This window comes from Neptunomonas antarctica, from assembly GCF_001305295.1.
Lineage (GTDB): Bacteria > Pseudomonadota > Gammaproteobacteria > Pseudomonadales > Balneatricaceae > Neptunomonas > Neptunomonas antarctica.
In genome coordinates, this window is the sequence record NZ_LJSI01000035.1 from 34959 (window position 1) to 59607 (window position 24649).

The window sequence follows — 24649 nt, forward strand, 5'->3', positions numbered from 1 at the left end:
ACATAGCCCATCATATATCCGCACTACAGGACTACATATGCATACTGTCGAAAAGATAGGCGGCTCTTCCATGAGTCGCGTTCAGGATGTTTTAAATAACATTTGGCTACATAAATGTAATAACAGTTTCTATAATCGAATTTTTGTTGTCTCTGCTTATGCGGGTGTCACTGATTTACTGCTTGAGCATAAAAAATCGGGGGACGCCGGGGTTTATAGCTGTTTTGCAGAAGCCAGCCAGGCTGATGCCTGGCGCGATCGCCTTACCGATGTTCAACAGCACTTATTAAAAATCAACCAATCCATATTTCAGGGTGAAAGCCTGCAAGAAGCCAATGACTTTATTGAAGAGCGAATAAAGGGCGCGGATCAGTGCATGCAAAGTTTGCATGACCTCTGCCTGTATGGTCACTTTCAACTAGACAGCCAGTTAGCGACTGTCCGCGAAATGCTGGCGTCTATTGGTGAAGTGCACAGTGCCTTTAACTCAGTTCTTCTGCTCAAAGAAAACGGCATTAACGCTCGCCTGGTAGATTTAACCGGCTGGCATCTGGATGCTCCCCTTTCCTTTGAAGAGATGATCAAAACACAATTTAGCGAAGTTAATCCGGCTAAAGAAATTGTTATTACCACCGGCTATACGCATTGCAAAGAAGGACTGATGAAAACCTTCGATCGCGGCTACAGTGAAATGACCTTTTCAAAAATCGCCACAGTCACCGGTGCAGCCGAAGCCATTATTCATAAAGAGTTTCATTTAAGCAGTGCAGACCCGCGTATCGTTGGCGTAGATAAGGTTATTACGCTCGGCATGACTAACTTCGATGTTGCGGATCAGCTCTCCAATCTTGGTATGGAAGCCATACATCCCAAAGCTGCGCGCGGGTTACGCCATGCAGGTATTCAGCTGCGTATTAAAAATACTTTCGAACCGGATCACAATGGCACATTGATCAGCAATGACTATCAAAACCCACGTCCGTGCGTGGAAATTATTGCTGGACGAAGAGATGTTTTTGGCATTGAAGTGTTCGATCAGGACATGTTGGGCACGTCTGAGCATGATATAAATATAACGCGCCTGCTACACCATTTGAAATTGGATTTGGTCAACAAGGAAGCCGACGCCAACAGCATCACCTACTTTACCGTGGGCAATCGCAAGAAGATCAATCGAGCCGTGCGTCTGATTGAAGAAGCATACCCTGCGGCCGAAGTGGCTGTTCGCAATATTGCAATGGTATCGGCCATCGGATCTGATATCAAAGTCAAAGGTATGCTCGCCAAGACCGTATCTGCACTCACCAATGCTGACATTAGCATCCTGTCGTTACACCAGACCCAACGACAGGTCGAAATGCAATGTATTGTTGCCGATAAAGACTACGAGAATGCCATCAAGGTACTACATAAAGCCCTGATTGAGGCCGAAGACCATGGCGAAGTTATCCGCCGCAGTGCCGCCTAATCAGACATAAAAAATGCCCTCTTAAAGAGGGCATTAATTTATCGCGTCAAATAAGCTTCAGATCAGCCCTAAAGATAGATTTTCTTACGCGTTAGCAGCCAGCCACGCTTCCAAATCATCGGCACTACCCACATGCTGCCCATCAATAAAGACCTGCGGCGTTGTACCCTGCCCCGAAAGTGCATTCAGACTAGAAAAACTGACACCACCCTTGCCCAGCTCAATCTCTTCGTACTTATACCCTTTAGCCTGCAAGGCTTTTTTCGCACGGGTACAATGTGAACATCCGGGTTTAGTCAGCAACGTCACACGCTTAGGCTGTTCTGCTGTAGGGTTAATATAGTTCAGCATAGTGTCACCGTCAGATACCTCAAACGGGTCACCTGGCAGGTCAGGTTCAATGAACATTTTTTCAATAATACCATCACGAACCAGCATCGAATAGCGCCAGCTACGCTTACCGAAACCTATATCACTTTTATCTACCAGCATCCCCATACCTGCACTAAATTCACCGTTACCATCAGGGATGAAAGTGATGTTTTCAGCTTTTTGGTCTTCAGCCCAACTGTTCATAACAAACGTATCGTTTACCGACAGGCAGATAATGTCATCAATACCGTTAGCCTTAAAAATAGGACCTAATTCATTGTAACGCGGCAAATGCGTACTGGAACATGTCGGGGTAAACGCGCCTGGCAGTGCAAAAACGACCACACTCTTACCCTTAAACAATTCATCAGTTGTAACCTTAACCCAGTCGTTACCCACACGAGCAGGGAAAGTAACATTCGGCACGGCCTGACCTTCGCGATTATCTAACATGCTGTAATCTCCTGATTTGTTAATTATCTGTTTCGTTGAGATGAACTATAACCAAGCACTATTCATTAGCAAAATTAAAATTTTATCTGGGAGTGATAGCGATAATCTATCGAATTAAAATTCATATCTGTAACATTTAACGTGGTCATTTTTTATCCGACGTGAAAGTCTTATGTCGCCGGGTTTCACGTACCGCTGACCTCACTAAAATAGCGCGTTTCTCAGCAGCGGAAGCAGCGGCCCATTCACGTATTTCTTGTAACGATCGGTTACAACCGATACAAATATCATACTGATCAAGACAGCAATTTCTGATACAGGGTGAACTTATTTTTTCAAGATCATTCATAATCATATTATATCGCATCAACAAAAAAGTACGCCGTAGCGCACTTTTACCAATAAATCATCAATGATGTTTATTGCGCTTATTACCTCAAGCTCTTTACTGTCTACTCGTTTAAGAAATAGATTACGTAGTCTATCTCTTAAACCCGCCCATCATGCCACGGATGGCAGCCGGTATATCCGCAGGTAAGATAATAGTTTTCGCGTTGGGTGATTTAGCCATCGACTCCATGGCATCGACATACTTCTCGCCGAGGATATACATAACAGGAAGTTCATTATCCTGAATAGCTTCAGTCACTTTCTGAATCGCCATCTGACTGGCTTTCGCTAATACGACCTGTGCTTCGGCATCACGCTTAGAGGCTTCCAAACGCCCCTCCGCTTCAAGAATAGCTGCAGATTTTTCACCATCTGCACGCGTCACCGTTGCACGTCGCTGGCGTTCAGCAGCGGCCTGCTCTTCCATCGCGCTTTGCATGGTTGCTGAGGGCGTAATATCTTGAATTTCTACGGTTTTCAGCGTGATACCCCAATCTGAAATATCATCTGAAATAGCCGCTTTCAGTTTCGCTTTGATCTGATCACGCGATGAAAGCGCATCATCCAACCCCATCTCACCGATAATCGCACGCAGCGATGTCTGGACCAGATTCTGGATAGCGAGGTTATAATCTTCAACACCGTATACCGCTTTTTCAGGTGCGACGATATTGATATAAGCCACCGCATTCGCAATAATGACGGCATTATCTTTAGTAATCACTTCCTGAGAAGGTATATCCATCACGATATCCTTCGTCGTTACTTTATAAGCGACCTGATCAATGTAAGGGATAATAATATTCAACCCCGGACCTAAAGTAGAATGGTACTTACCCAAGCGCTGAACAACCTGCTTGCTGCCCTGTGGTACCGTTTTCACCCCCATGGCCAACGTAAGCACTACAAGAAAAACTAAAACGCCGGCGATTATTAATCCATCCATAAAAAATTCCTGTCTTTATCTATCGTTATATATAGCTATTAATCATGTGAAATAGCCGTTTATCGTTTGCACTATCCATCTATCGAGACGCTATGTAATTAACGCTTATCAACTAACAAGGTGTTACCAGAAAGCTCTTTGATAAAAACCCGGTCACCTAATACTACATCCGTGCTACAAATAAATTCCCACTCATCATCACCCAATACCGGTGTCGTAAAACGGACTATTCCCCGCGAATGCTCAGTCGGCGCTTTGATTACCTGTCCTGTTTCGCCCGCTATCGCCTCACGAGCAATACCCGCTTTAGTGCGATCAGTCATTTTTGGGAGTAACAACCGGAACCATAGCAAGGCAAAGACAGACGACGCCACCGCCCACACGGTCAACTGCCAACTCAACGCGATATCAGCATTAAGGGATAGCATTCCGGCAACGATTATGCCGCCCAAGCCAAACCAGAAGATAGTAAAACTAGGGATAAAAATTTCGGCGGCCATTAACAGCATACCGAATACCAGCCAATGCCAGTAAAGCAGAGTCACCTCCATTGATCAAAAACTCCTGTTATTTCTGTATGTTAATGAAGCTAATATTGAAGCGCGTAGCGAAGGGCATATAAAATAACAACCATTCACTACACTATTAATACTAGAGTATAACGGTTGTTAATAAGTTCCTAGCGAAGCCCGTTTTTTATCTTCGCCAGGACGCGCGAACCCATGTTCCTCATAAGTCCGTACTGAATAGGGCCACCAGCAATGCCTTTTGCTGCGGCCAGATCTACCCCCCGCTATCTTGCAGTAAACAGCATTGTTCAGCGTGCGCCGGGCATCCTGAATACACGGCAACGGTCTTTTCTGCACACGACGACGGCAACAGAGCACTTTCTTCTGTCAGTAAGGCTACAATCCGGTTTCCCTGACGACACATTCCTACATCTATCATCAAGCGTTCATCCAGGTGCTCCATAGACTGATAGGTATATTGCTGGTCCAAACGTTTTTGCAGGGCTTTATATCCTACTGCCAGCAAACTTAATAAAGTCATGATCTATCTCCTCAGTTAAAAACTGCCAGAGATATCTTCGAGGGAGGTATAAAGAGGGGAACACCATCGGCCGCGAAGATATCCGCGGCCAAAAAAATCAGAACAGGGCCAACGGACAAGCGAAAATACACTTCCAATGAATATTGGAGGTGGTAATTCGGACTGTCGGGCATCTGTCGATGTAGTTCATAATTTCTATTCTTGAGTAAATTAGCGCGTATTTTGCGTCTAACTTACAGTCTGATTAAAAGTTAATCACCTTTCGGTGATTGCCTATTCAAAACATTATGCTTTCCCATGTCAACCACTATCCTCGCCTATCGCTCAATTTCGGTAATTCCTGTAAACTTAGTGTCCTTACTTAGCCCTCTATCCGGACAACCCATGCCCTCTTTCTCTGAATTAAATCTCTGCCCTGAACTACTGTTCACATTGAAAGAGTTAGGTCATCTAACGCCCACCCCTATTCAGGCACAGGCTATTCCTGTGATTTTGCAGGGACATGACCTGATGGCTGAAGCGCAAACCGGCACCGGCAAAACCGCCAGCTTTGCGCTGCCCATGATCGAAAAATTCGGTAGCGCGCCACAAGGTACGGAATATCATCACATCCGAGGGCTAATACTCGTACCTACCCGTGAGCTTGCGATGCAAGTAGGTGATCACACCATGCAATACGGCCGGGCACTGGGGGTACGCGTTATCTCCATCTATGGCGGTGTTCGTTTTGATAACCAGATTCGCAAGATGAAACGCGGCACAGATATTTTAGTGGCCACAACCGGCCGATTACTAGATATGCTGGAGCAAAAAAAGTTTTCACTAGAACAACTCGAAGTGCTTGTTCTGGACGAAGCAGACCGCATGCTGGACTTAGGATTTATCCATGATATTCAGAAAATTCTGAGGTTTATTCCCAAAAACAAACAAACACTACTGTTTTCGGCCACATTGAACAACAACGTCGAAACATTAGCCGAATCTTTATTATTGGAGCCTAAGCGCATCAGCATTTCAACACGAAACTCAACCACCAGCCAAGTCAAACAAGTGGCTTACGCAGTAGATAACCAAGATAAATCCGAGATCCTGAGCTACCTGATTAGCGGAGGAAACTGGACACAAACCCTGGTTTTTACGCGTACCAAAATACGTGCAGACCAGGTCACTGAATTTTTACAAGCAGAAAATATCAGCTCCTTAGCCATTCATGGCGATAAACTGCAACGCGAGCGTACACATGCACTCAAGGCATTTGCTGCAGGTGAGATAAAAGTACTGGTCGCTACCGATGTGGCGGCACGAGGTATTGATATTGAGTCACTTCCCCGTGTTGTAAATTATGATTTGCCTAATCAACCAGAAGCTTATGTGCATCGAATTGGCAGGACCGGACGTGCAGGTTCATCAGGGCAGGCAATCTCTTTAGTTGCACCGGATGAACGATGCTACCTCGCTGAAATAGAGACGTTAATTAATAAAAGAATACCGCTACAACCGGTACCTTTTATAGAGAATGGTAAGATAATTGACGGCAAACCTATCAAACCAAGATCCTCAAAAAGCAAAGTACCTCAAAAGAAAAACACCAAGCCTAAGCATCAATACCAGGCACCTGAAGCGGAACAGCCAACAATGCCTGCATTACGCCCCTCTCTTTTCAAAAAATAACTGCTCACCTGGCACTCACTCAGGGTCAGGGAAGGATTGCTAATGGGATTGTGGATTCCTTTTACCATTTTCGCTGCATTCATGCAGTCGTGGCGTAATGCGTTTCAAAATAAGTTAAGCAAAGAAGTCAGCACGGCCGGCGTAACCCTCGCACGCTTTTTATATGCCAGCCCACTCGCTGCGATGTATCTATGGGGACTGTATCAAGTCGAACCTATTGCACTGCCAACAGTAACCTCAAAATATATTATCACTATCGCGCTAGCCTCCGTTTCCCAAATCATTGCCACGGCATTGATGGTAATGCTGTTTAGACTACGAAATTATGCCATCGGCGTCGGCTTAGCCAAAAGCGAAGCAGTAATAGCCGCAACCTTAGGTGCTTTTTTCTTTAGTGCACCTTTATCCGGACTCGCCTGGACGGGTGTTATTATTGGCGCGATTGCGGTTTGGCTGATGAGCAATACCGGCTCAATAACAAGCCTGTCCCCCAAAACCATCACGTTGGGACTGGGTAGCGGTCTGGCATTCGCCCTCACCACTTTGTGGGTCAGGGAAGCCAGTTTAATGCTTAATCTACCGTTTCCCTACAGCGCAGCCTGGGTATTGCTCAGCGTTATTAGTACGCAAACTATCTTATTACTGGCATGGCTGCTCATAAAAGAACCCTCTACCCTCAAGGCATTATGGCAACGCCCTAAACTAACTATGGCTATCAGCCTTTGTAGCTGCCTGGGTTCTCTCGGCTGGTTTACCGCCATGAGTTTAGAAACTGTTGCGATGGTCAAAACACTCGGTCAGATTGAAGTCCTGTTTACACTTTTTATCTCTGCCCGCTGGTTCAAAGAGAAGCTCAGTCGCAGAGATCTATCGGGCTTAGCATTAATTATGCTGGGCGCCGCTTGTGTGATGCTGGCCTGATAAAACCTGGCGAGCACCGCATTTATTATTTCCCGTGAGCCGCCACTGTTCATTTCAGAACTGCTGTAGCGGAAGGTCGTTGACGCATTCTGGTAATATAAGATGTCAATAATGAGTCGGGTGGCAATAATCTATCGGCGTGTGGTAAAGCCGCCAGATAATCCAACATCGGTGTTAACAGCGCATCCGCCATACTGTAATCCGTACCACAAATAAATATCTGCTCACCTAACTGCTTTTCCAATAAAGTCAGCATACTTATTACTTCCGGCTCTGCTTCAGCCACTTTATCCAAGCGAACCTCGCCCTTGTCACCTTTAGGAAAAGCAAACTCAAGCAAGTATTGGCGTACAAGTGTGTGATCAACATAGCATGAAATAGCCTGAGACCACTGATCAACTAAGGCTCGCTGATACAGATCAGAAGGCTGAAGTGCCGGCCCCTCGAAACATGCGTCGATATAGCGACAAATAGGTCCTGTTTCAAATAAGCGGTGCGCGCCATGCGCTAATACAGGCATTTTACCGAAAGGGTGCAATGCCAGATGATCAACACCTTTACGCTTAATTTCCTGACCATCAATTTCCATACCTATATGATAGGTAACACCTTTTTCCTCACAACAAAGCATAACCGAGCGTACCAACGTACTAAACGACGCTCCGAAAATCTGTACTTGCATGTCCATGCAATAATCTCCTGATGAATTTCATACATATTAATGTAAAGATAATCACAATATGTTCAAGAACATATTGTGATTATCAGCCATACTTTAAAAGGAAGATAAACATGGCTTGGAGCCAAGAGCATAAAATTAAAACCCGGCAAAAGATTCTCAACAGCGCTGCTCAATTATTTACCCAAAACGGCTTTGATCATGTTGGTATTAATGATGTTATGCGCCATGCAGGGCTCACTCGCGGGGCTTTTTATACGCATTTCAGTTCGAAAGCAGAACTCTATGCTGAATCAATTGTGGCGGCGGCCATGGAAATAGGCCACAGAACTGATCCCGACCACCCTGACGTACCACCACTGGAGAGTATAATTAAGACCTACCTGAGCATGGAGCACCGTAAAGGAGAGACTCTACGCTGCCCTTTAGCCTTTTTAACAACGGATATGACTCAGCGAGACGAGCAAGTGCGCAATGCCTATACCCGCGTATTTAAAGGCTTCGTAAACAATCTGGGAAAACATCTGGAACAACAAAATGGTTATGCCGACACACAGAAAAGCATGCAACAGGCCGTTATGATGATTGGTGGACTGGCAATTTCCAGAGCACTTAATGACGACACATTAGCAAGCGAGTTACTCGACTCATGCCACGCTGCACTCACCACTCAATCGAACTGAGTTAGCTAGAAGGTAAACCAAAAACGCCAATTATGCTGCATCGCAACATTAGCATTAACAGACAATAGTCTTGCTAAATAAGCATAACTATCTATATACTGACAAAAAATGCTGCAGTGCAAAACTTTCTCCTGCAGACAAATAAACAATCAATATAGATTGATTGATGAGGATTTATTCTATGCTGTATCAAATGCACCACACATTCAATCAGTCTGTGCAACCCTTACATTTGTGGGCTAAGGCCTGCACTGAACAACTCAAGCTGTCTTGGATGCAACCCTTTCAATCCAAGTCCCTGACACGCACTATGCTGGCTCATTTAGAGCTAATCGTACGCTGTACTGATAATTACGAAAAGCCTGAATTTGGTTTAAAACATACCTTGATTAACGGAGAAAAGGTTCGCGTCAGGGAGGAAGTATCCTATGCACTGCCTTTTTGTGATCTGCTGCATTTTCGTCGCATCGGTAAGCACAACCACCCTAAAGTATTGTTAGTTGCGCCGATGTCGGGCCACTACTCAACATTGCTTCGCGGCACCGTTGAAAATTTTCTTCCTGACCACGAAGTCTATATTACCGATTGGCAGAATGCGCGTGACGTACCTTTCAGCGAAGGCGGCTTTACATTTGATGATTATGTTCGCTACCTGATCGAATTTCTGGAACACCTGGGCCCTGATACCCACCTGATCGCTGTCTGCCAACCTAGCGTAGCTGCTATTGTTGCAGCAACCGTTATGGCTGAACGCAAGAACCCTAACGCTCCTCGATCGCTGATACTGATGGGCGGTCCTATCGACACCCGCGTAAGCCCGACAGAAGTGAATGATTACGCTTCTGGTAAAGATCTGGAATGGTTCGAGAATAACGTCATTAACACCATACCGGCAGACTTCGAAGGCGCAGGTCAAAAAGTCTACCCTGGCTTTATACAGTTATCTGGCTTTTTGAGCATGAATATGAACAGCCATGTTAAGAAACACTTTAAGTTTTTTGATGATCTGGTCAAAGGTGATGGTGATAGCGCAGAATCACATCGGGACTTCTATAACGAATATCTCGCCGTAATGGATCTGCCCGCTGATTTCTATTTAGAAACCATCCGTAAAGTATTCCTCGAACACTGCTTACCTAAAGGTGAAATGCATTTCGAAGGACAACTCATTGATACCTCCGTCGTTACAGACACTGCTCTGATGACCGTAGAAGGCGAAAATGACGATATTACAGGCAAGGGCCAGACCAAAGCCGCGCATGCTATTCTCTGTAATATTCCAGACGCCAACAAAGAACACTACGAACAGCCAGAAGTAGGCCACTACGGTATCTTTAACGGACGTCGCTTCCGTGAAGAGATTGGACCAAAAATTAAAGCGTTTATTCAGACACAGTCAGATCTAGCACCTAAGGCACTGACGTCTGCAGTAACGTCGAAGTAGCAAAGGCTAACCCATAAAAGCCATTCGTACCTATCAAAAAACCGGTCAACATGACCGGTTTTTTTTCAGCATAATGAAACTCCAGATAATAAATATGACATTCATATCATATAAAAAATGCCTGATACTGTTTGGGTGTTATCGCTATACGCCGTTTAAAATGACGCTGAAAGTGGCTTTGATCAGCAAACCCTAAAACACCTGAAATCTCGACCAAACTATGCCCTTGTTGTAGCAACAGCTTAGCTTTTTTTATACGGGCATCTAATTGAAAAGCATGCGGTGCCTGACCATGTACTTGTTTAAAGCTACGAATTAAGTGAAAGCGGCTGATGCCTGCTTGTTTAGAAAACTCGTCTAACGTCAGGTTTTCACCCAATTGATCTTGAATCAACTCCTGCACGCGTCTCACAGAAACACTATCTGACTTAATACTATTAGATTGCTTCACTGCCAAGCTAGATCCAAGATATTCCAATAACAAAGACTCCGCCTGTAGCGGACTTTCACCAGACAACAAGCAATTAAAAAGCAGATCAAAATCTGAAAATGATTGTTGCTTGCTACTATAGGACATTCTAAAAGGAATATAATCAGACGCTTGATCACACGCTAAGTCGTGCTGTAAGCGCTTAACCCATTGCGGATCAACAAACAACATACGATAAGACCAGTCTTCTTCTTGCGCATTACAAGAATGCGCATCAGCAGGGTTAATCATTACTGTGTCACCTGCACCAATACAGTATTTACTCTTTTGGTTATAGTATGTTGCGACACCTTGGTCGATCACACCAAAAGAATATTCATCGTGGGAATGCGTGCCATAACACGCTGTTGAAGACTGTGCGCAACGTAATTCAATACCGGGAAGCAACCTGCTTTTTTCAAAAAACAAAGTACTATCCAAGCGTTTGCCCTGGCTCCTGTATTGAGCAGTTTTTTGATCCACTAAAGCCACCTTATCAACTCTGTAAAAACATCGTCACCACAGTACTGCTCAACAGTACTCCCATTACCCGATTAAACATAACCTGATGCCTATCATCAGATAAATATTTCCCAATAAAGTGCCCCAATACCGCCCACGTTCCGACACCTAGCAAACACATAGAAAATGAAACTAAACAGAAAACCAGCAAATAGAAAAAAGCAGGATGTTGTGCTGATACAAATAAACTGACGCCCGACATCGACACCAACCACGCTTTCGGGTTTAGCCCCTGCGCTAGTACTCCTTCAATGAAGCGTGGCGGGATTGTTTGGCCAGCCACGTCAATATCAACAGGCTTAGCCGTTGCAATTTTAAACGACATATATAAAAGAAACACCCCTCCTATGTACTGGAGAACATCAGTTATTTGCGGGAATCGCAGCAATACTTCATTCAGCCCAATACCCACAAGAAACACAATCAATGCATAAGCTACTGTCGCCCCGAGCACATGCGGTAACGCCTTAACAAGGCCGAAATTAGCACCCGCACCAATTGCTATAATATTCACAGGGCCTGGAGATATAGCACCTACCAAAGCAAAAACGATCATCGACAATACAACGGCTGCCATTCATTAACTCTCTTTCGTCAATACAAACGCAAAGACTAGCCATTATCACAACATACTTATTGAACGTTCTTGCTGTGTTAACAAATAACACTGCTCTAGCTAGCTACGCTGTAATCACCCTTAAGCTGGGGGCGGCCTGCAAACGCTGGCACCAAAAAATAACGGCTTATTTCAAACGGCATCATAGTAGCTACAAGCTTGTAGGGTTTTAACTCGGCTAATGAGTAATACAATTGATCTAATGTCGCCTGTTTTTGGAAGCGCTGATACACCTCATCAACTTCTTGATTTAGCCGTGTAATGCTCTGCGTACTCAACAGCCGACTGGTGGAATAAAATACACCCTCACCTTCTTTGGCGCTTATCGCTTGCTGAATAAAACGTTGATTAACCTTCACTAGCGTTTGGTGTAATGGGCCACCCAAACGCCACTTAATAGGACGGCTTACCCGTAAGTGAACTTGGTCACTCTTTCCTAAGCGCACCAGTTCTAATTTTTCCAACTCACGCAGGTACAGATAAGCATCACTAGAAGATAACTGGTTCTTTTGTGCGATAGTTTCTACATCAAACTGGCTTACCAGTAACATAAAAAATGACGTCAATCCGGGGTCATCGGCCAAGAATTGTTCCGTCTCAATCGATAACTGGGTGGGGGCTGTTGTTTTGTTTGCATCCAGCTCTACTAACTCATTAATGCTTAGGCCGATCAAATCACAAATCTCAATAAGCCGACTGACCTTACAATCTTGTTCTTGAAACATCCGCTTAACGGTTGGCTCAGACAAATTCATCATCTCGGCCAATTCACGATAATGAATCCCCTGCGCTTTCAGTACCCGCTTCAGCACTGCGAATAAACCCGAACGTTGCTTTTGCCCTTCCATCACACTGTCCTAAACCGAAAAAAAAGAATCATATTTTAATACCTGGTAAGTAATAAATTGATAATAAAGATCAAATTGTTATTCTCACCCCAACATAACACGAGGATAAATAAATGCACGCTTTGCTTAAATCAACACTCATTGCTTCCCTTTTGATTAGCAGCCAATTATGGGCACATGACACACTCACACAACGCTGGAGCATTGATAACCTAAATCAACCAGAGTCGGTGGTTGCTGATACACGCAGTGATTTTCTTTACATCTCTAACATTAATGGAGCTCCCACTGAGCTTAACGGCCAAGGCTATATCAGCAAGGTGACAGCACAAGGAGAGTTACTTGAGCAACACTGGGTAACAGGACTCAACGCCCCAAAGGGGATGGCTATCGTGGGCAAGCACTTGTTCGTTGCTGATATGCAAACAGTACACATGATCGATATTGACCAAGGCAAAGTGATAAAACAGTTCACCGCACCCAAGGCAAAAATGTTGAATGACATTACGGCATCTCCGGATGGAGTTTTGTATATCTCTGACTTTTTAGGTGGCGAAATTTATCAGCTTCATGATAATCAGTTAACCGCCTGGTTCAGTAACGAGCAGATCCCCTACCCTAACGGCTTACTATGGCATCAAAACCAGCTTTTAATTGGTAACTGGGGCAAAGCTATTAATCCGGACTTCACGACTCAAACACCAGGTTCCCTATACCAGCTTGACCCAAACACATTGAAATTATTTAGCGTTTCTTCGGGTACTGAGCTGGGTAACTTAGACGGTATTGTGGCAATTGGCAGTAGTTTGTATATCAGCGACTGGATTTCAGGAGAGTTATTCGAGCTAAACGGCAAAGAACGAAAACTAGCCCTCATACTCCCTAAAGGTTTAGCTGACATAGGCGCAACAGCAACATCACTCTATACACCGCTGATGATGGACAATCAGGTCATTGCGTGGGAGGTAAAGGATCAACCATAAAATCCTAATGGTGGTTTAAAAAACTGTACTCTCTTGTTTACAACCCTGCTGCTGTAAGATTAACCTTCGATTTCATTCATGTTTTTCGTACACAACAGGGAATCAAACCATGAGTCAAATCCACTTACACAGTATTCACCAGCACCCCGTAAAGTCCTGCGCTCCCATTGAGCTCAGCCGTGGCTGGATCGATGACCTCGGTTTAAGTGGAGATCGCCGTTACATGGTTACGGATGAAAGCGGGTTGTTTATGACAGCTCGCAAGTACCCTAAACTCACTCAACTCATGGCAACACCTTTTGATGGCGGTTTAATTTTAGCCGCTAACGGCACACCCACGCTAACATTACATGAAGCCCATTATCTGGATGATTACCGAGAAACGGAGGTATGGAAGCAGCTCATGCAAGCACAGTACTGTGGTGCAGATGCTCAACAATGGATCAGCGCATTTTTAGAGACCCCCTGCCAGCTGTTATTTTTTGGTGAAACAACAGAACGCCCGATTAAAGATTTCACAGAGCAACAAGTCAGCTTCGCCGATGGCTATCCATTGTTATTAACCAGCACTGCGTCATTAGAGTGGTTACAAGAACGCTGCCCGGCTCCCATTGCCATGCAGCAATTCCGACCGAATCTGGTCGTCACAGGAAACGCCCCCTTTGCCGAAGATAACTGGCAAGAGATCCACATTGGTGAGGTACGTTTTACGGTTCATTCACCTTGTGAACGCTGCAAGCTCACGACGCTGCCACCCGGATCAACCGAGTTTAATCCGCAGCAAGAACCACTGCGCACGATGCTAAAATACCGCCGCGCTCATAAGGGTGGAGCACTGTTTGGACAGAATCTTATCGCGCAAAATACAGGCATTATCGAATCTGGAATGGAAGTAAAAATCATTAGGCAGGCGCCTGCTGATATTATTCGTGATGTTGAATGAAACACGCAAACCTGACATTAGATCTGCGCAGCTATAGTCATGAAGCTAAATCCCACCAGCATGACTACCATCAACTGGTGTTGCCTATCGCTGGGCATCTTGCCATGAATATCGGTAACCAAACAGGCCAAGCATCCCTCCAGCAAGCGGCTATTATCTGCGCAGGAAAAAATCATGAATTTTCAGCTTCTGATCTAAACAGCTTTGTTGTTGCAGATGTTCCGGCAGCGCTTGCGCCGGAGCTTGAAAAACTTCCCGCTTTCATACCGCTTGACGGCGCACTGGCGCACTACGTCGCTTTCCTGCACCAAAACCTTTTACTCAAACAATCTAAAAATACCAACAGCGAACGCCAGATGCTTTTGCTACTCATCCAGCTATTACAAGAACGTTTCGGAAAGCCCTTACAAGTAGATCGCCGTATTGAAGCAGCTAGAAGCTATCTTGATCATCATTTTAGCGAGACCATATCAACCACGACACTAACAACTGTGGCCAACCTCAGCCAACGCCAGCTCAATGAACTGTTCCGCCGCCAACTCGGCATGACACCACAGCAATATTTAATTGAGAAGCGCATGCAGCAAGCCTGGCAGCTACTGGAAACCACCACCATGAGCATTCAGCAGGTCGCTAATCATGTTGGGTATAGCAGCCTTTCAGCATTCAGCGACCGATTCAAAAAACACTTTGGGCATTCGCCCCGCCACTTTCGCCAGATCGACAAGCAGCTCAGTTAGGACAATAGCTATTTCAGCCAGATCAGCAAAAAGTTCAGCGGTATCGGCAAAGACGCCGCCTATTCTCAGGCCATACACTAGTCACCCTCATAAGTTTGGTTATTGGTGAAAGCATGTCCCTCGCATTCTCTCAAGTACAACGTGCAACCTACATAGGCTCCATCTCTATTATTCTCTGGGGTGCACTCGCATTATTTACCCGCCTTACAGATGGCAAGATCCCCCCTTTTCAAATGATGGCGATGACCTTCAGTATCGCTTTTGTCTTGATGAGTCTACGTTGGTGGTGCCAAGGGCATTTAGGCTTACGCCATCTTCGTCAACCGAAACTGGCGTGGATACTGGGTGTAGGAGGCTACTTTGGTTACCACTTCTGTTACTTCGTCGCGATGACAAAAGCCCCGGCAGTAGAGGTCAGCCTACTCGCTTACCTCTGGCCACTGCTGATTGTGTTATTCGCAGCACTGCTCCCCGGAGAGCACTTCAGGCTGAAATACTTACTCGGTGCCCTAATAGCACTGTTCGGATGCGCAATACTGATCGGTAAAGGAAGCGTTGGATTTCGTAGCGAATACCTCGCAGGCTACTTATTAGCACTCGCCTGCGCTTTTATCTGGTCGGGTTACTCTGTTGCCAGCAGACTAGTAAGCGCAGTACCCACCGACGCCGCCGGCTGGTTTTGTGCCGTCACCGCTATACTGGCACTGATATGCCATCTGGCCTGGGAGACAACCGTCTGGCCAAACACTGGCATGCAATGGATGGGAATACTAGGCCTTGGCCTTGGCCCGGTAGGCATCGCCTTTTTCACATGGGACTATGGCGTAAAACACGGCAACTTACCGTTACTCGGCATACTCGCTTATGCAGCACCGTTAATATCCGTGTTGTTATTAATAGCCGCCGGAGAAGCGCAATTAAGCTGGACACTACTCTTAGCCTGCACTGCCATTGTGAGCGGCTCTGCACTGGCAGGGGTCAACTGGAAAGTCCTCTTTTTGTCACCCAAATCCACCTGACAATAAGGTTTTATCCTTTAACTTTACCGACGCGACATGCTCACTTACAGAATCTTTTAACGGATATAAACCCAGACTTTCTACGTGATAAAACACTATTTATATTTACTTTTCACCTATTGTGTTTATTATTACGTAACTTGTTACGTAATAATAAACACAATAGGGCATAGATCCATGCCAACAGCCTCTACCGACTTAATGAAAACCTTTGGCAGCTTATCCTTGGGGAGCCGTTTAAAAAGACTATCGGACCGGCTGATTCAGGATGTTGTCGAGATTTATCAAGCCCAGGGCATTCAGCTGAATCCCACCTTCTTCCCATTGTTTAATTTGCTCCATCAACATGGCGCGCAAGCAGTCACAGAAGCGGCAGAGCAACTCGGCGTTAGCCATCCGGCTATCAGCAAAATAGCACGTAATATGCTTAACGAGGGCTGGATAAGCAAAACACCAGACCCTAAAGATGAAAGACGCCAGCTATTAACATTAACGCCACAAAGTGATGCGCTGGTTACAGAGATCGCCCCTATTTGGCATGAGATAAAACACTACTTAGATCAAGTAATAGCCGAGCAGCAACATCCCTTATTGGCAGCATTGGATGATTTCGAGCAACGTATACAGCAGCAAGGGTTTGTTCAACCGGTACTCGCTAACTTACAACATCGCATCAGTGAATCTGACATAGAGATCATCGGTTGGGACGCATCGTTAAGAGAACATTTTTGCCAACTTAACCTCCAATGGCTCCGGGAGTTTTTCAATGGAGAGCTCACTGATCATGATGAGCGCGCCTTATTTACTCCCGAAAGCTACTATCTGGCAAAAGGCGGTTACATCTGGTTTGCGCGTTGTAACCAAGAGATTGTCGGTTGTGTCGCTTTAGCACACCAAGGTAACAGGCTATTTGAAATATCTAAAATGGGCGTTGATCCAACCCTACAAGGGTTCGGCATAGGTCGTAAACTACTGCTCACCGCTTTAAACAAAGCGCGTGATGTTAGCGCCAGAGAAGTGTACCTAGAGAGCTCAACAAAGCTTAACCGCGCGATTCACCTCTATCGTAATCTTGGTTTTCGTGAAGTACCTCATCCTGACGGACAATCGATATACCCGCGGTCCGATATCTATATGACGTTAACCCTGTGATAAATGGTGCAGAAAAATGACGGATAGCACATCAATTTCTTTGCCGGCTGATCAGCGTCGCCGTGAATTTATCGGTGGCGCAAAAGCGACCTTTCCCTTAATAGTCGGGGCGATACCGTTTGGGATTATTTTTGGCACACTGGCAGAGCCCAGCGGTTTATCGGCAGTGGGAGCACTGGCTATGTCAATTATCGTATTTGCCGGTTCCAGTCAATTTATCGTCTTAGGTTTGCTCGCCGCAGGCGCCGCATTACCGGTCATTATTGCTACCACCTTCGTCGTTAACCTCAGGCACATCCTGTATGCCGCTAACCTGGTGCCAAAAGTACGCCATCTGCCGCAACGTTGGCGAATACTGATGGCCTTCGGGCTGACAGACGAGACCTTTGCGGCGGTTAGCAGCCGCTATCTGCAGCAGGAAGATATTCGTGAAGCTCACTGGTTTTATCTGGGATCGTTCTGCGCTATGTACGGTAACTGGGTGTTATGTACGGCTATCGGTGTTGCGCTGGGTGAGATATTCCCGGATATGACTCAGTGGGGGCTCGATTTTGCGATGTCGGTGACGTTTATCGGCATGGTGATGCCCTACCTTAAAAACAAGCCAATGTGGGCTGCCGTCATTGTCGCGGGGGCCATGGCTATTGCGACTGCCGCACTGCCGCATAAACTAGGTTTAATCATAGCGGCACTTTCAGGGGTTGCTGTGGGGTTATCGCTGCAGATGCTATTAACACAGACTAACACTCACAGCCCTGCGCCTGATAAGGAACCGCAATGAATGAAGCACTTTTAATCTTCGGCATGTTTATTGTCACGTTCGGCGTGCGTTATGTGCTATTTGCCATGGCAGGACGGGTACATTTTCCCGCCTGGCTAAGCACCGGGTTAGGCTTTGTTCCACCCGCCGTATTAACCGCCATCATCGTACCGGCTGTACTAATGCCACAAGGGTCGTTATGGATAAGCCCGGCAAATCCGTGGCTGCTCGCCGCATTGGTGGCTGTTATTGTGGCGTTAGTCCGCAAAGATTTGCTGACGACTATTGTGATCGGAATGCTCGCTTTTATTATTTTCCGCTTTGGTTTTGAGCTCTGAGACTGACGCAAAATACGCCCATAATTTGTGCAGCGCCACAGTCATTATTTTCACTAAAATATTCAAAATCAGCATATAGCTCTAAATATTTATCGATTACATCGTAATATCCTGCCAATCCGGTGCTAGTCTATTTGTATACACAATGATCACTAATAATAAAATGGCTGTGTCAGGCGACTTTTTAGCAACAGTATTAAAGCGACTGTGTCAGGCTTCTTTTTACGACAAGTGGAGATACGACATGATTATCGGCGTCCCTAAAGAGATCAAAAATCACGAATATCGTATCGGAATGACGCCAGCAGGCGTTCGCGAACTGGTAGCTGCTGGCCATCAGGTGATCATCCAGAGTGATGGCGGCACGGCTATTGGTTTAACTAATGAGCAATATGAAGCGGCTGGCGCAACACTCATCGAGACAGCGCAGGAAATCTTCGCTCAGGCAGATATGATCGTCAAAGTTAAAGAGCCGCAGCCCAACGAATGTAAAATGCTACGTTCGGGCCAAATTTTATTTACCTACTTACACCTTGCACCTGACCCAGAGCAAACAAAATTACTAGTAGCGTCCGACGCTATTGCCATTGCGTATGAAACGGTAACCGATAACCATGGAGGCTTGCCTTTACTGGCTCCCATGAGTGAAGTAGCAGGACGAATGGCGATCCAGGCAGGTGCGCACTCACTGGAAATAGCACAAGGTGGGTTAGGCACCTTACTGGGTGGTGTTCCCGGTGTAGCACCGGCAAAAGTAGTCGTGATTGGCGGGGGCGTGGTCGGCATTAACGCCGCACGTATGGCGATGGGTTTAGGTGCAGACGTTACTATTCTGGATCGATCGCTGCCGCGCCTGAAGCAACTCGATGAGATTTACGGGCCGCAGCTTAAAACCCTCTACTCCAATACAGAAACGATAGAAGCCGAGGTTATCGCGGCTGATCTAGTGGTGGGTGCGGTATTGATTCCCGGTGCCGCCGCGCCGAAACTCGTTACCCGTGAGCATCTTAAACAGATGAAATCCGGCGCCGTACTGGTTGATGTGGCCATTGATCAGGGCGGCTGTTTCGAAACATCGCATGCCACTACACATCAGGATCCGATCTATATTGAGGAAGGGATCGTTCACTACTGCGTTGCCAATATGCCAGGGGGCGTGGCCAGAACTTCAACATTCGCACTCACCAATGCCACATTACCCTTTATTCTTGCACTCGCTAATAAGGGCTTTAAACAAGCGCTACAAGACGATATTCATCTGCTTAATGGACTAAATATTCATCGAGGAAAAGTGACCTATAAGGCCGTAGCAGAGGTTCTTAACTATCCCTATCAACCCGCTGCCGAAGCCACTCAATAACCCAAAAAGGGAAAAGCAGCCTTGCTACTTTTCCCCTATATTCAGAGCAAGTATCTTGTTATTTGAAGGTAATCACTCCGCTAAAACTAACTCAACACGACGATTAGCGGCCTTTCCTTTCTCTATTGCATTACTCCGTACCGGGCTGACAGGGCCAACACCCGCTGAAGTTAAGCGCTTAGCATCAATACCTTCTTCACTAATCAGCGTATGCACTACGGTGTTTGCTCTATCTTTGCTCAATTTCATATTGAAAGCGAAATCACCTTGGTTATCGGTATGCCCAACCACATAGAATGATTGCTCAGTATTCTGCTTTAGGTAGTCAGCAATTGTCTTCACTACAGCGCTAGACTCTGTTTTTAGCGTAGCCTTTGCCGTATCAAACAACACTCCTTCCAATTCAACTTTACCTGTTTCAGAAATCGCCTTGCTCATGCCATCAACGTTAATCGAGATTCGATCTGTATCCAGCACCTCAATCTCGCCGATATCTAAAACCACTTTTGAAGCAAATGCGCTACCGTTGTATTGCCCTACCAGCAAAGCAGCATACAGCTCTTTATCCTGGATACGTGCTTTGCCAGACCAGTAATAATATTGATAGCGCTTACTGCTCATATTCGGGGCACCTAACCCCTTATCTCGCCCTTGTCGCGCCTGGTGACCATACCAGTACATTTGGGTTACAAATTTTTGACCGCATTCGGCATCACCTTTACAACTAAAGATCGGTTCAAAGCCCACTTTCGCCAGGGCCTTTTCGTAGTTTCTATAAATCTGTAATGCAGAATACTTTTTATCATTCGCTGCATAACCAATAGAGGTGACTTGACCTTCCAGTTTCATAACAGGAGGAAGCGCCTCTTTCGTATCCAAAGTTTTCAGTGGCCCGGTAGCAACCATAAACTCCTCATATTCCGATTGATGGTAACTCTGAATATAGGTATCGGGAAAACGAGATATGAGCGGATAGTCTTTACTCCCTCTGACATCATCTTTTGCAACAGATGGCGCAGAGAGTAAGACAAGCCCTAAAGAGACAACAATGTTAAATGCTTTCATTAAAAATCCTTTTTAAGGAAAAATAGATTATAAATACAATACGATAGGCAATTTTACTAAAAATCTATACGAATAAACATACCAGCTACACCTCTGACGGATGAGCCACTCAGTGATGAACTCAGCACTCGCCGACTGAAGTAATATAAATAGATCCCACCAAAGTTATGGCACCGCCCACTAACTGCAATCCAGATGACAGGCTTTATCTGACGCAAAAAAAAGCCTCCCAAAGGAGGCTCAAAAAAATAAAATATACTGCGTTTAAATCAATTCAAACGTTCAAATACCGTCGCGACGCCTTGACCCATACCGATACACATGGTTGCCAAACCGAACGTTCCGTTCTTCTGCTCCAGTACATTTAATAGTGTGGTGGAGATACGTGTGCCCGAGCAGCCTAGCGGGTGACCCAAGGCAATCGCACCACCATTGAGGTTAACGTTTTCTTCCATGCGATCCAGCAACTTCAAGCCTTTCAATACAGCAAGGCCCTGCGCGGCAAAGGCTTCATTCAGTTCAATGTAGTCAATATCGTCCATCTTCAGACCTGCACGTTTCAATGCTTTCTGCGTTGCTGGCACCGGACCATAACCCATAATAGAAGGGTCACAGCCTGCGACAGCCATCGAACGGATCACCGCACGAGGCTTCAAACCAAGTGACTGAGCTTTAGCGGCCGACATCACCAGCATTCCAGAGGCTCCATCGGAAAATGCAGATGAAGTGCCCGCCGTGACAGTACCGACTTTCGGTACAAAGGCCGGTTTTAAACTCTGCAACACTTCAAAAGTAGTTTCCGGACGAATCACTTCATCCTGCTCAAGCAAACTTTTGAAGCCATTAGCATCATGGCCTTCGATAGCAATAATCTCGTTATCGAAACGCCCTGTTTCACGCGCTTCATGCGCTAAACGATGCGAACGGGCGCCAAATTCATCCTGCATTTCACGGCTAATGCCATTCATTTTACCCAGCATTTCAGCGGTAATGCCCATCATCATGGCCGCTTTGGCAACATACTTGGACATCTCTGAATTGAGATCAATACCATGCAGAATATTGAGATGCCCCATGTGCTCCACACCACCCACGATAAAGGTATCACCATTACCGGTCATGATAGATTGTGCCGCATTGTGTAACGCCGACATTGACGAGCCACACAGTCGGTTAATCGTTTGCCCGCCGACGGTGTGTGGCAAACCAGCTAATACCAACGCATTACGCGCAATATTAAAGCCCTGTTCTTTAGTTTGGTTAACACAGCCCCAGACCACATCTTCTATGTCTGCCGGATTAACATTAGGGTTACGTGCTAACAGGCCTTTCATGATGGAAGCCGATAACGACTCAGCACGCACATTACGAAAAGAGCCGCCCTTAGATTTACCCATCGGTGTACGAATACCGTCAACGATCACTACGTCATTTGGTTTAAGACTCATAATTATATCTCCCCGCCAAAATAGGTTTCGCCCGCTGCGGCCATTTTCTTCATACGCTCAGTGGGTTGATACAAACCACCAAGGTTTTCATATTTCGCAGCCAGCTCACAGAACGCAGCCAACCCCATCTGATCTAAGTAATACAAAGCGCCTCCACGAAAAGGAGGGAAACCGATACCGTAGATCAGACCCATATCCGCTTCTGCTGCTGAAGCAACAATGCCATCTTCTAAACAACGCACAGTTTCAATACACAACGGGATCATCATACGGGCAATAATCTCTTCATCAGAGAATTCACGAGACTCTCCCAGCACGCCGGAAAGCAAACTGAAGACCTCGTTATCTGCCATTTTCTTCGGCTTACCCTTACGATCCATTTCGTATTGATAGAAACCTTTATTGTTCTTCTGTCCAAAACGTTCCAGCGCAAACATACGATCAATTGCGTTCTCGCCATCATGCTGCATACGATCCGGGAAGCCTTCTGCCATCACCGCATCAGCATGGTATGCCGTATCAATACCCACCACATCCAGCAAGTAAGCAGGACCCATAGGCCAGCCGAAACCTTCCATCACTTTATCGATCTGGCGGAAATCAGCACCATCCGTCAATAAAGCAGAGAAACCGCCAAAATAAGGAAACAGAATACGGTTAATCAGGAAGCCAGGGCAGTCATTAACAACAATCGGTGTTTTACCCATCGCTTTAGCATAAGACACTGTGCGGGCAATGGCCGCTTCGCTGCTTTTTTCACCGCGAATAACTTCGACTAATGGCATTAACGCAACGGGGTTGAAAAAGTGCATACCGCAGAAGTTTTCCGGGCGTTTTAGCGATTTGGCAAGTTCAGTAATCGAGATAGTCGAGGTGTTCGATGTAAGAATCGCATCGTCAGGCATGTGCGCTTCTACTTCTGCCAGCACTGCTTTTTTAACATTAATATTTTCGACAACCGCCTCAACTACCAAGTCCACACGGTTGAAATCACCGTAGCTCAAGGTAGGTGTAATACGGTTAATTGTCTTCGCCATTTTAGCTGCATCTAAGCGACCACGCTGTAACTGCTTACCCAGCAACTTATTCGCTTCATCAAGTCCCAGTTGTAACGCACCTACATTGATATCTTTCATGAAAATGGGCGTACCTTTCACTGCTGACTGATAAGCAACACCGCCACCCATAATACCAGCACCCAGAACCGCTGCCTGTGTTACCGGCGAGCCCTGAGCTTCATATTTTTTACTGACTTTTTTAACATACTGATCTTTCAGAAACAGACCTACTAACGCGCGGGCTACCTCGTTTTTTGCCAGCTTAACGAAATTTTTCGCTTCAACTTCCATCGCCTGTTCGCGATTCATGTTGCACGATTTCTGGATTGTTTTGAGGACCTGCATAGGCGCAGGATAATGCGGCCCGGCTTTTGCTCCGATCAGACCCTTAGCCGTTTCAAAAGCCATCATCTGTTCAATAGCATTCAACTTAACCGGTGTTTTTTTCTCGTCACGGCGCGCCTGATAATCAAACTTACCGGCAATACACTGTTTTACTAAATCAATCGCGGCACTGCGCACCTGAGCCGTAGCAACCACGGCATCCACTGCACCATCTTTAAGCGCATCAGCAGGGCGTTTTTCCGCACCGGCACAGATCCACTCGTTTGCATTATCTATACCGATCAGGCGAGGTAAACGTACCGTACCACCCCAGCCAGGATAGATGCCCAGTTTCACTTCAGGCAAACCCACTTTCGCGGTATCGCCCATCACACGGTAATCAGTCGCCAGTGACAGTTCAAAACCACCTCCCAGCGCAATACCATTGATCGCAGTAACTGTTGGAAATGGCAGATCTTCAATCTCGCTGAACAAGCCTTGCAGACGAGTTAAATTCGCCACAATGGTCTCTTCATCATGATCGAACATCTGACTAAATTCGGTAATATCAGCCCCAACAATAAAACTATCTTTGGCACTGCTAAAAATAACGCCGGTAACGCCGACGGTTGCCTGTAATTTACTAACTGCTTCACGCAGTTCTTGCATAGCTAGTTGGCTGAGTGTGTTGACGGCCTCATTTTTGAGATCGAACACTACCTCATAGATACCCTCTTCAACTGCCAGCACGCGGATTGCTTGACCTTCCATTAACATCGGATGACTCCATACGCCAGGTTATACACTGTTATTTTGTGACTTATGTCGCTAAGTTCTATCAGTCTATCCTGAAGCGGTATTGATACAATGACAGTTTCAATCAGCATCGCTAACGATACACTTCATTAAGCAATATACCCCCGTCAC

At 45.8% G+C, this 24649-nt stretch carries 25 protein-coding genes; 13 read left to right on the forward strand and 12 right to left on the reverse strand.

The features are described 5' to 3' along the window. The first annotated feature begins 37 nt into the window (after positions 1–37). Complete coding sequence (locus Nant_RS07950; protein WP_054341111.1) at positions 38–1468, forward strand: aspartate kinase; 1431 nt, start codon at positions 38–40, stop codon at positions 1466–1468. A gap of 84 nt (positions 1469–1552) precedes the next feature. Here the strand turns inward: Nant_RS07950 and Nant_RS07955 are convergent, their stop codons facing one another. The 5 genes from Nant_RS07955 to Nant_RS07975 form a co-directional block, all read right to left on the reverse strand. Beyond that, positions 1553–2293, reverse strand: a complete 741-nt coding sequence (locus Nant_RS07955; RefSeq protein WP_054341112.1) for a glutathione peroxidase — start codon at positions 2291–2293, stop codon at positions 1553–1555. A gap of 145 nt (positions 2294–2438) precedes the next feature. Further along, on the reverse strand, positions 2439–2660 hold the full coding sequence (locus tag Nant_RS07960) for a DUF1289 domain-containing protein (protein ID WP_054341113.1): 222 nt from the start codon (positions 2658–2660) through the stop codon (positions 2439–2441). 114 nt (positions 2661–2774) lie between these two features. Beyond that, entirely contained in the window at positions 2775–3629 is an 855-nt protein-coding gene (locus tag Nant_RS07965) for an SPFH domain-containing protein (protein WP_054341114.1), read from the reverse strand. Positions 3630–3727: 98 nt separating this feature from the next. Further along, positions 3728–4180, reverse strand: a complete 453-nt coding sequence (locus Nant_RS07970; protein ID WP_054341115.1) for an NfeD family protein — start codon at positions 4178–4180, stop codon at positions 3728–3730. A gap of 232 nt (positions 4181–4412) precedes the next feature. After that, positions 4413–4679, reverse strand: coding sequence for a hypothetical protein (locus tag Nant_RS07975; RefSeq protein WP_054341116.1), 267 nt, complete (start codon positions 4677–4679; stop codon positions 4413–4415). Positions 4680–4976: 297 nt separating this feature from the next. Here Nant_RS07975 and Nant_RS07980 point away from each other — a divergent pair, with 297 nt between their 5' ends. Both Nant_RS07980 and Nant_RS07985 read left to right on the forward strand, forming a co-directional pair. Next, positions 4977–6350, forward strand: coding sequence for a DEAD/DEAH box helicase (locus tag Nant_RS07980; RefSeq protein WP_238377094.1), 1374 nt, complete (start codon positions 4977–4979; stop codon positions 6348–6350). Positions 6351–6392: 42 nt separating this feature from the next. Further along, entirely contained in the window at positions 6393–7271 is an 879-nt protein-coding gene (locus Nant_RS07985) for a DMT family transporter (protein ID WP_054341118.1), read from the forward strand. Between the two features lie 49 nt (positions 7272–7320). On the opposite strand, the gene Nant_RS07990 is transcribed toward Nant_RS07985, so the two are convergent. Then, a complete protein-coding gene (locus Nant_RS07990; protein ID WP_054341119.1) occupies positions 7321–7959 on the reverse strand; it encodes a glutathione S-transferase family protein in 639 nt (212 codons plus the stop codon). Between the two features lie 104 nt (positions 7960–8063). On the opposite strand from Nant_RS07990, the gene Nant_RS07995 reads away from it, so the two are divergent. Continuing rightward, on the forward strand, positions 8064–8633 hold the full coding sequence (locus Nant_RS07995) for a TetR/AcrR family transcriptional regulator (RefSeq protein ID WP_054341120.1): 570 nt from the start codon (positions 8064–8066) through the stop codon (positions 8631–8633). 181 nt (positions 8634–8814) lie between these two features. Next, positions 8815–10077 carry a polyhydroxyalkanoate depolymerase gene (locus Nant_RS08000; protein ID WP_054341121.1) on the forward strand — a complete coding sequence of 421 codons (1263 nt, stop codon included), beginning with the start codon at positions 8815–8817 and terminating at the stop codon, positions 10075–10077. 106 nt (positions 10078–10183) lie between these two features. On the opposite strand, the gene Nant_RS08005 is transcribed toward Nant_RS08000, so the two are convergent. The 3 genes from Nant_RS08005 to Nant_RS08015 form a co-directional block, all read right to left on the reverse strand. Further along, positions 10184–11029 carry a helix-turn-helix domain-containing protein gene (locus tag Nant_RS08005; RefSeq protein WP_054341122.1) on the reverse strand — a complete coding sequence of 282 codons (846 nt, stop codon included), beginning with the start codon at positions 11027–11029 and terminating at the stop codon, positions 10184–10186. 13 nt (positions 11030–11042) lie between these two features. Next, complete coding sequence (locus Nant_RS08010) at positions 11043–11645, reverse strand: LysE family translocator (protein ID WP_054341123.1); 603 nt, start codon at positions 11643–11645, stop codon at positions 11043–11045. A gap of 95 nt (positions 11646–11740) precedes the next feature. Next, a complete protein-coding gene (locus tag Nant_RS08015; RefSeq protein ID WP_054341124.1) occupies positions 11741–12532 on the reverse strand; it encodes a helix-turn-helix domain-containing protein in 792 nt (263 codons plus the stop codon). Between the two features lie 113 nt (positions 12533–12645). Here Nant_RS08015 and Nant_RS08020 point away from each other — a divergent pair, with 113 nt between their 5' ends. From Nant_RS08020 to ald, 8 genes are all read left to right on the forward strand, one after another. Further along, positions 12646–13515 carry an NHL repeat-containing protein gene (locus tag Nant_RS08020; RefSeq protein WP_054341125.1) on the forward strand — a complete coding sequence of 290 codons (870 nt, stop codon included), beginning with the start codon at positions 12646–12648 and terminating at the stop codon, positions 13513–13515. Between the two features lie 109 nt (positions 13516–13624). Next, entirely contained in the window at positions 13625–14458 is an 834-nt protein-coding gene (locus tag Nant_RS08025) for an MOSC domain-containing protein (RefSeq protein ID WP_054341126.1), read from the forward strand. Further along, a complete protein-coding gene (locus Nant_RS08030) occupies positions 14455–15198 on the forward strand; it encodes a helix-turn-helix domain-containing protein (protein ID WP_054341127.1) in 744 nt (247 codons plus the stop codon). The genes Nant_RS08025 and Nant_RS08030 overlap by 4 nt, the downstream gene beginning before the upstream one ends. 113 nt (positions 15199–15311) lie before the next feature. Then, a complete protein-coding gene (gene yddG, locus Nant_RS08035; protein ID WP_054341128.1) occupies positions 15312–16217 on the forward strand; it encodes an aromatic amino acid exporter YddG in 906 nt (301 codons plus the stop codon). A 177-nt stretch (positions 16218–16394) separates the two neighbouring features. Then, positions 16395–17369, forward strand: coding sequence for a bifunctional helix-turn-helix transcriptional regulator/GNAT family N-acetyltransferase (locus tag Nant_RS08040; RefSeq protein WP_238377095.1), 975 nt, complete (start codon positions 16395–16397; stop codon positions 17367–17369). 16 nt (positions 17370–17385) lie between these two features. Beyond that, positions 17386–18150 carry an AzlC family ABC transporter permease gene (locus Nant_RS08045; protein WP_054341129.1) on the forward strand — a complete coding sequence of 255 codons (765 nt, stop codon included), beginning with the start codon at positions 17386–17388 and terminating at the stop codon, positions 18148–18150. Beyond that, a complete protein-coding gene (locus Nant_RS08050; RefSeq protein WP_054341130.1) occupies positions 18147–18467 on the forward strand; it encodes an AzlD domain-containing protein in 321 nt (106 codons plus the stop codon). The genes Nant_RS08045 and Nant_RS08050 overlap by 4 nt, the downstream gene beginning before the upstream one ends. 244 nt (positions 18468–18711) lie before the next feature. Then, positions 18712–19827, forward strand: coding sequence for an alanine dehydrogenase (gene ald / locus Nant_RS08055; protein WP_054341131.1), 1116 nt, complete (start codon positions 18712–18714; stop codon positions 19825–19827). A gap of 72 nt (positions 19828–19899) precedes the next feature. On the opposite strand, the gene Nant_RS08060 is transcribed toward ald, so the two are convergent. The 3 genes from Nant_RS08060 to fadB form a co-directional block, all read right to left on the reverse strand. After that, entirely contained in the window at positions 19900–20892 is a 993-nt protein-coding gene (locus Nant_RS08060; protein ID WP_054341132.1) for an OmpA family protein, read from the reverse strand. A gap of 269 nt (positions 20893–21161) precedes the next feature. Further along, positions 21162–22340, reverse strand: coding sequence for an acetyl-CoA C-acyltransferase FadA (gene fadA, locus Nant_RS08065; RefSeq protein ID WP_054341133.1), 1179 nt, complete (start codon positions 22338–22340; stop codon positions 21162–21164). Positions 22341–22342: 2 nt separating this feature from the next. Beyond that, positions 22343–24499 (reverse strand): fatty acid oxidation complex subunit alpha FadB, encoded by a 2157-nt coding sequence (fadB, locus tag Nant_RS08070; protein ID WP_054341134.1) that lies wholly within the window; start codon positions 24497–24499, stop codon positions 22343–22345. Between the last annotated feature and the right edge of the window lie 150 nt (positions 24500–24649).

Excerpts from the sequence above, each read along its gene's own strand:
- Nant_RS07960 (WP_054341113.1), bottom strand. The coding sequence starts at position 2,660 with ATGCGATATAATATGATTATGAATGATCTTGAAAAAATAAGTTCACCC.
- Nant_RS07990 (WP_054341119.1), bottom strand. The coding sequence starts at position 7,959 with ATGGACATGCAAGTACAGATTTTCGGAGCGTCGTTTAGTACGTTGGTA.
- Nant_RS08025 (WP_054341126.1), top strand. The coding sequence starts at position 13,625 with ATGAGTCAAATCCACTTACACAGTATTCACCAGCACCCCGTAAAGTCC.
- Nant_RS07980 (WP_238377094.1), top strand. The coding sequence starts at position 4,977 with ATGTCAACCACTATCCTCGCCTATCGCTCAATTTCGGTAATTCCTGTA.
- Nant_RS07965 (WP_054341114.1), bottom strand. The coding sequence starts at position 3,629 with ATGGATGGATTAATAATCGCCGGCGTTTTAGTTTTTCTTGTAGTGCTT.
- Nant_RS07955 (WP_054341112.1), bottom strand. The coding sequence starts at position 2,293 with ATGTTAGATAATCGCGAAGGTCAGGCCGTGCCGAATGTTACTTTCCCT.
- Nant_RS08015 (WP_054341124.1), bottom strand. The coding sequence starts at position 12,532 with ATGGAAGGGCAAAAGCAACGTTCGGGTTTATTCGCAGTGCTGAAGCGG.
- Nant_RS07970 (WP_054341115.1), bottom strand. The coding sequence starts at position 4,180 with ATGGAGGTGACTCTGCTTTACTGGCATTGGCTGGTATTCGGTATGCTG.
- Nant_RS08060 (WP_054341132.1), bottom strand. The coding sequence starts at position 20,892 with ATGAAAGCATTTAACATTGTTGTCTCTTTAGGGCTTGTCTTACTCTCT.
- Nant_RS08030 (WP_054341127.1), top strand. The coding sequence starts at position 14,455 with ATGAAACACGCAAACCTGACATTAGATCTGCGCAGCTATAGTCATGAA.
- Nant_RS08040 (WP_238377095.1), top strand. The coding sequence starts at position 16,395 with ATGCCAACAGCCTCTACCGACTTAATGAAAACCTTTGGCAGCTTATCC.
- Nant_RS08010 (WP_054341123.1), bottom strand. The coding sequence starts at position 11,645 with ATGGCAGCCGTTGTATTGTCGATGATCGTTTTTGCTTTGGTAGGTGCT.
- Nant_RS07975 (WP_054341116.1), bottom strand. The coding sequence starts at position 4,679 with ATGACTTTATTAAGTTTGCTGGCAGTAGGATATAAAGCCCTGCAAAAA.
- fadA (WP_054341133.1), bottom strand. The coding sequence starts at position 22,340 with ATGAGTCTTAAACCAAATGACGTAGTGATCGTTGACGGTATTCGTACA.
- Nant_RS08000 (WP_054341121.1), top strand. The coding sequence starts at position 8,815 with ATGCTGTATCAAATGCACCACACATTCAATCAGTCTGTGCAACCCTTA.
- Nant_RS07985 (WP_054341118.1), top strand. The coding sequence starts at position 6,393 with ATGGGATTGTGGATTCCTTTTACCATTTTCGCTGCATTCATGCAGTCG.
- Nant_RS08045 (WP_054341129.1), top strand. The coding sequence starts at position 17,386 with ATGACGGATAGCACATCAATTTCTTTGCCGGCTGATCAGCGTCGCCGT.
- fadB (WP_054341134.1), bottom strand. The coding sequence starts at position 24,499 with ATGTTAATGGAAGGTCAAGCAATCCGCGTGCTGGCAGTTGAAGAGGGT.
- Nant_RS08050 (WP_054341130.1), top strand. The coding sequence starts at position 18,147 with ATGAATGAAGCACTTTTAATCTTCGGCATGTTTATTGTCACGTTCGGC.
- Nant_RS07995 (WP_054341120.1), top strand. The coding sequence starts at position 8,064 with ATGGCTTGGAGCCAAGAGCATAAAATTAAAACCCGGCAAAAGATTCTC.
- yddG (WP_054341128.1), top strand. The coding sequence starts at position 15,312 with ATGTCCCTCGCATTCTCTCAAGTACAACGTGCAACCTACATAGGCTCC.
- Nant_RS07950 (WP_054341111.1), top strand. The coding sequence starts at position 38 with ATGCATACTGTCGAAAAGATAGGCGGCTCTTCCATGAGTCGCGTTCAG.
- ald (WP_054341131.1), top strand. The coding sequence starts at position 18,712 with ATGATTATCGGCGTCCCTAAAGAGATCAAAAATCACGAATATCGTATC.
- Nant_RS08020 (WP_054341125.1), top strand. The coding sequence starts at position 12,646 with ATGCACGCTTTGCTTAAATCAACACTCATTGCTTCCCTTTTGATTAGC.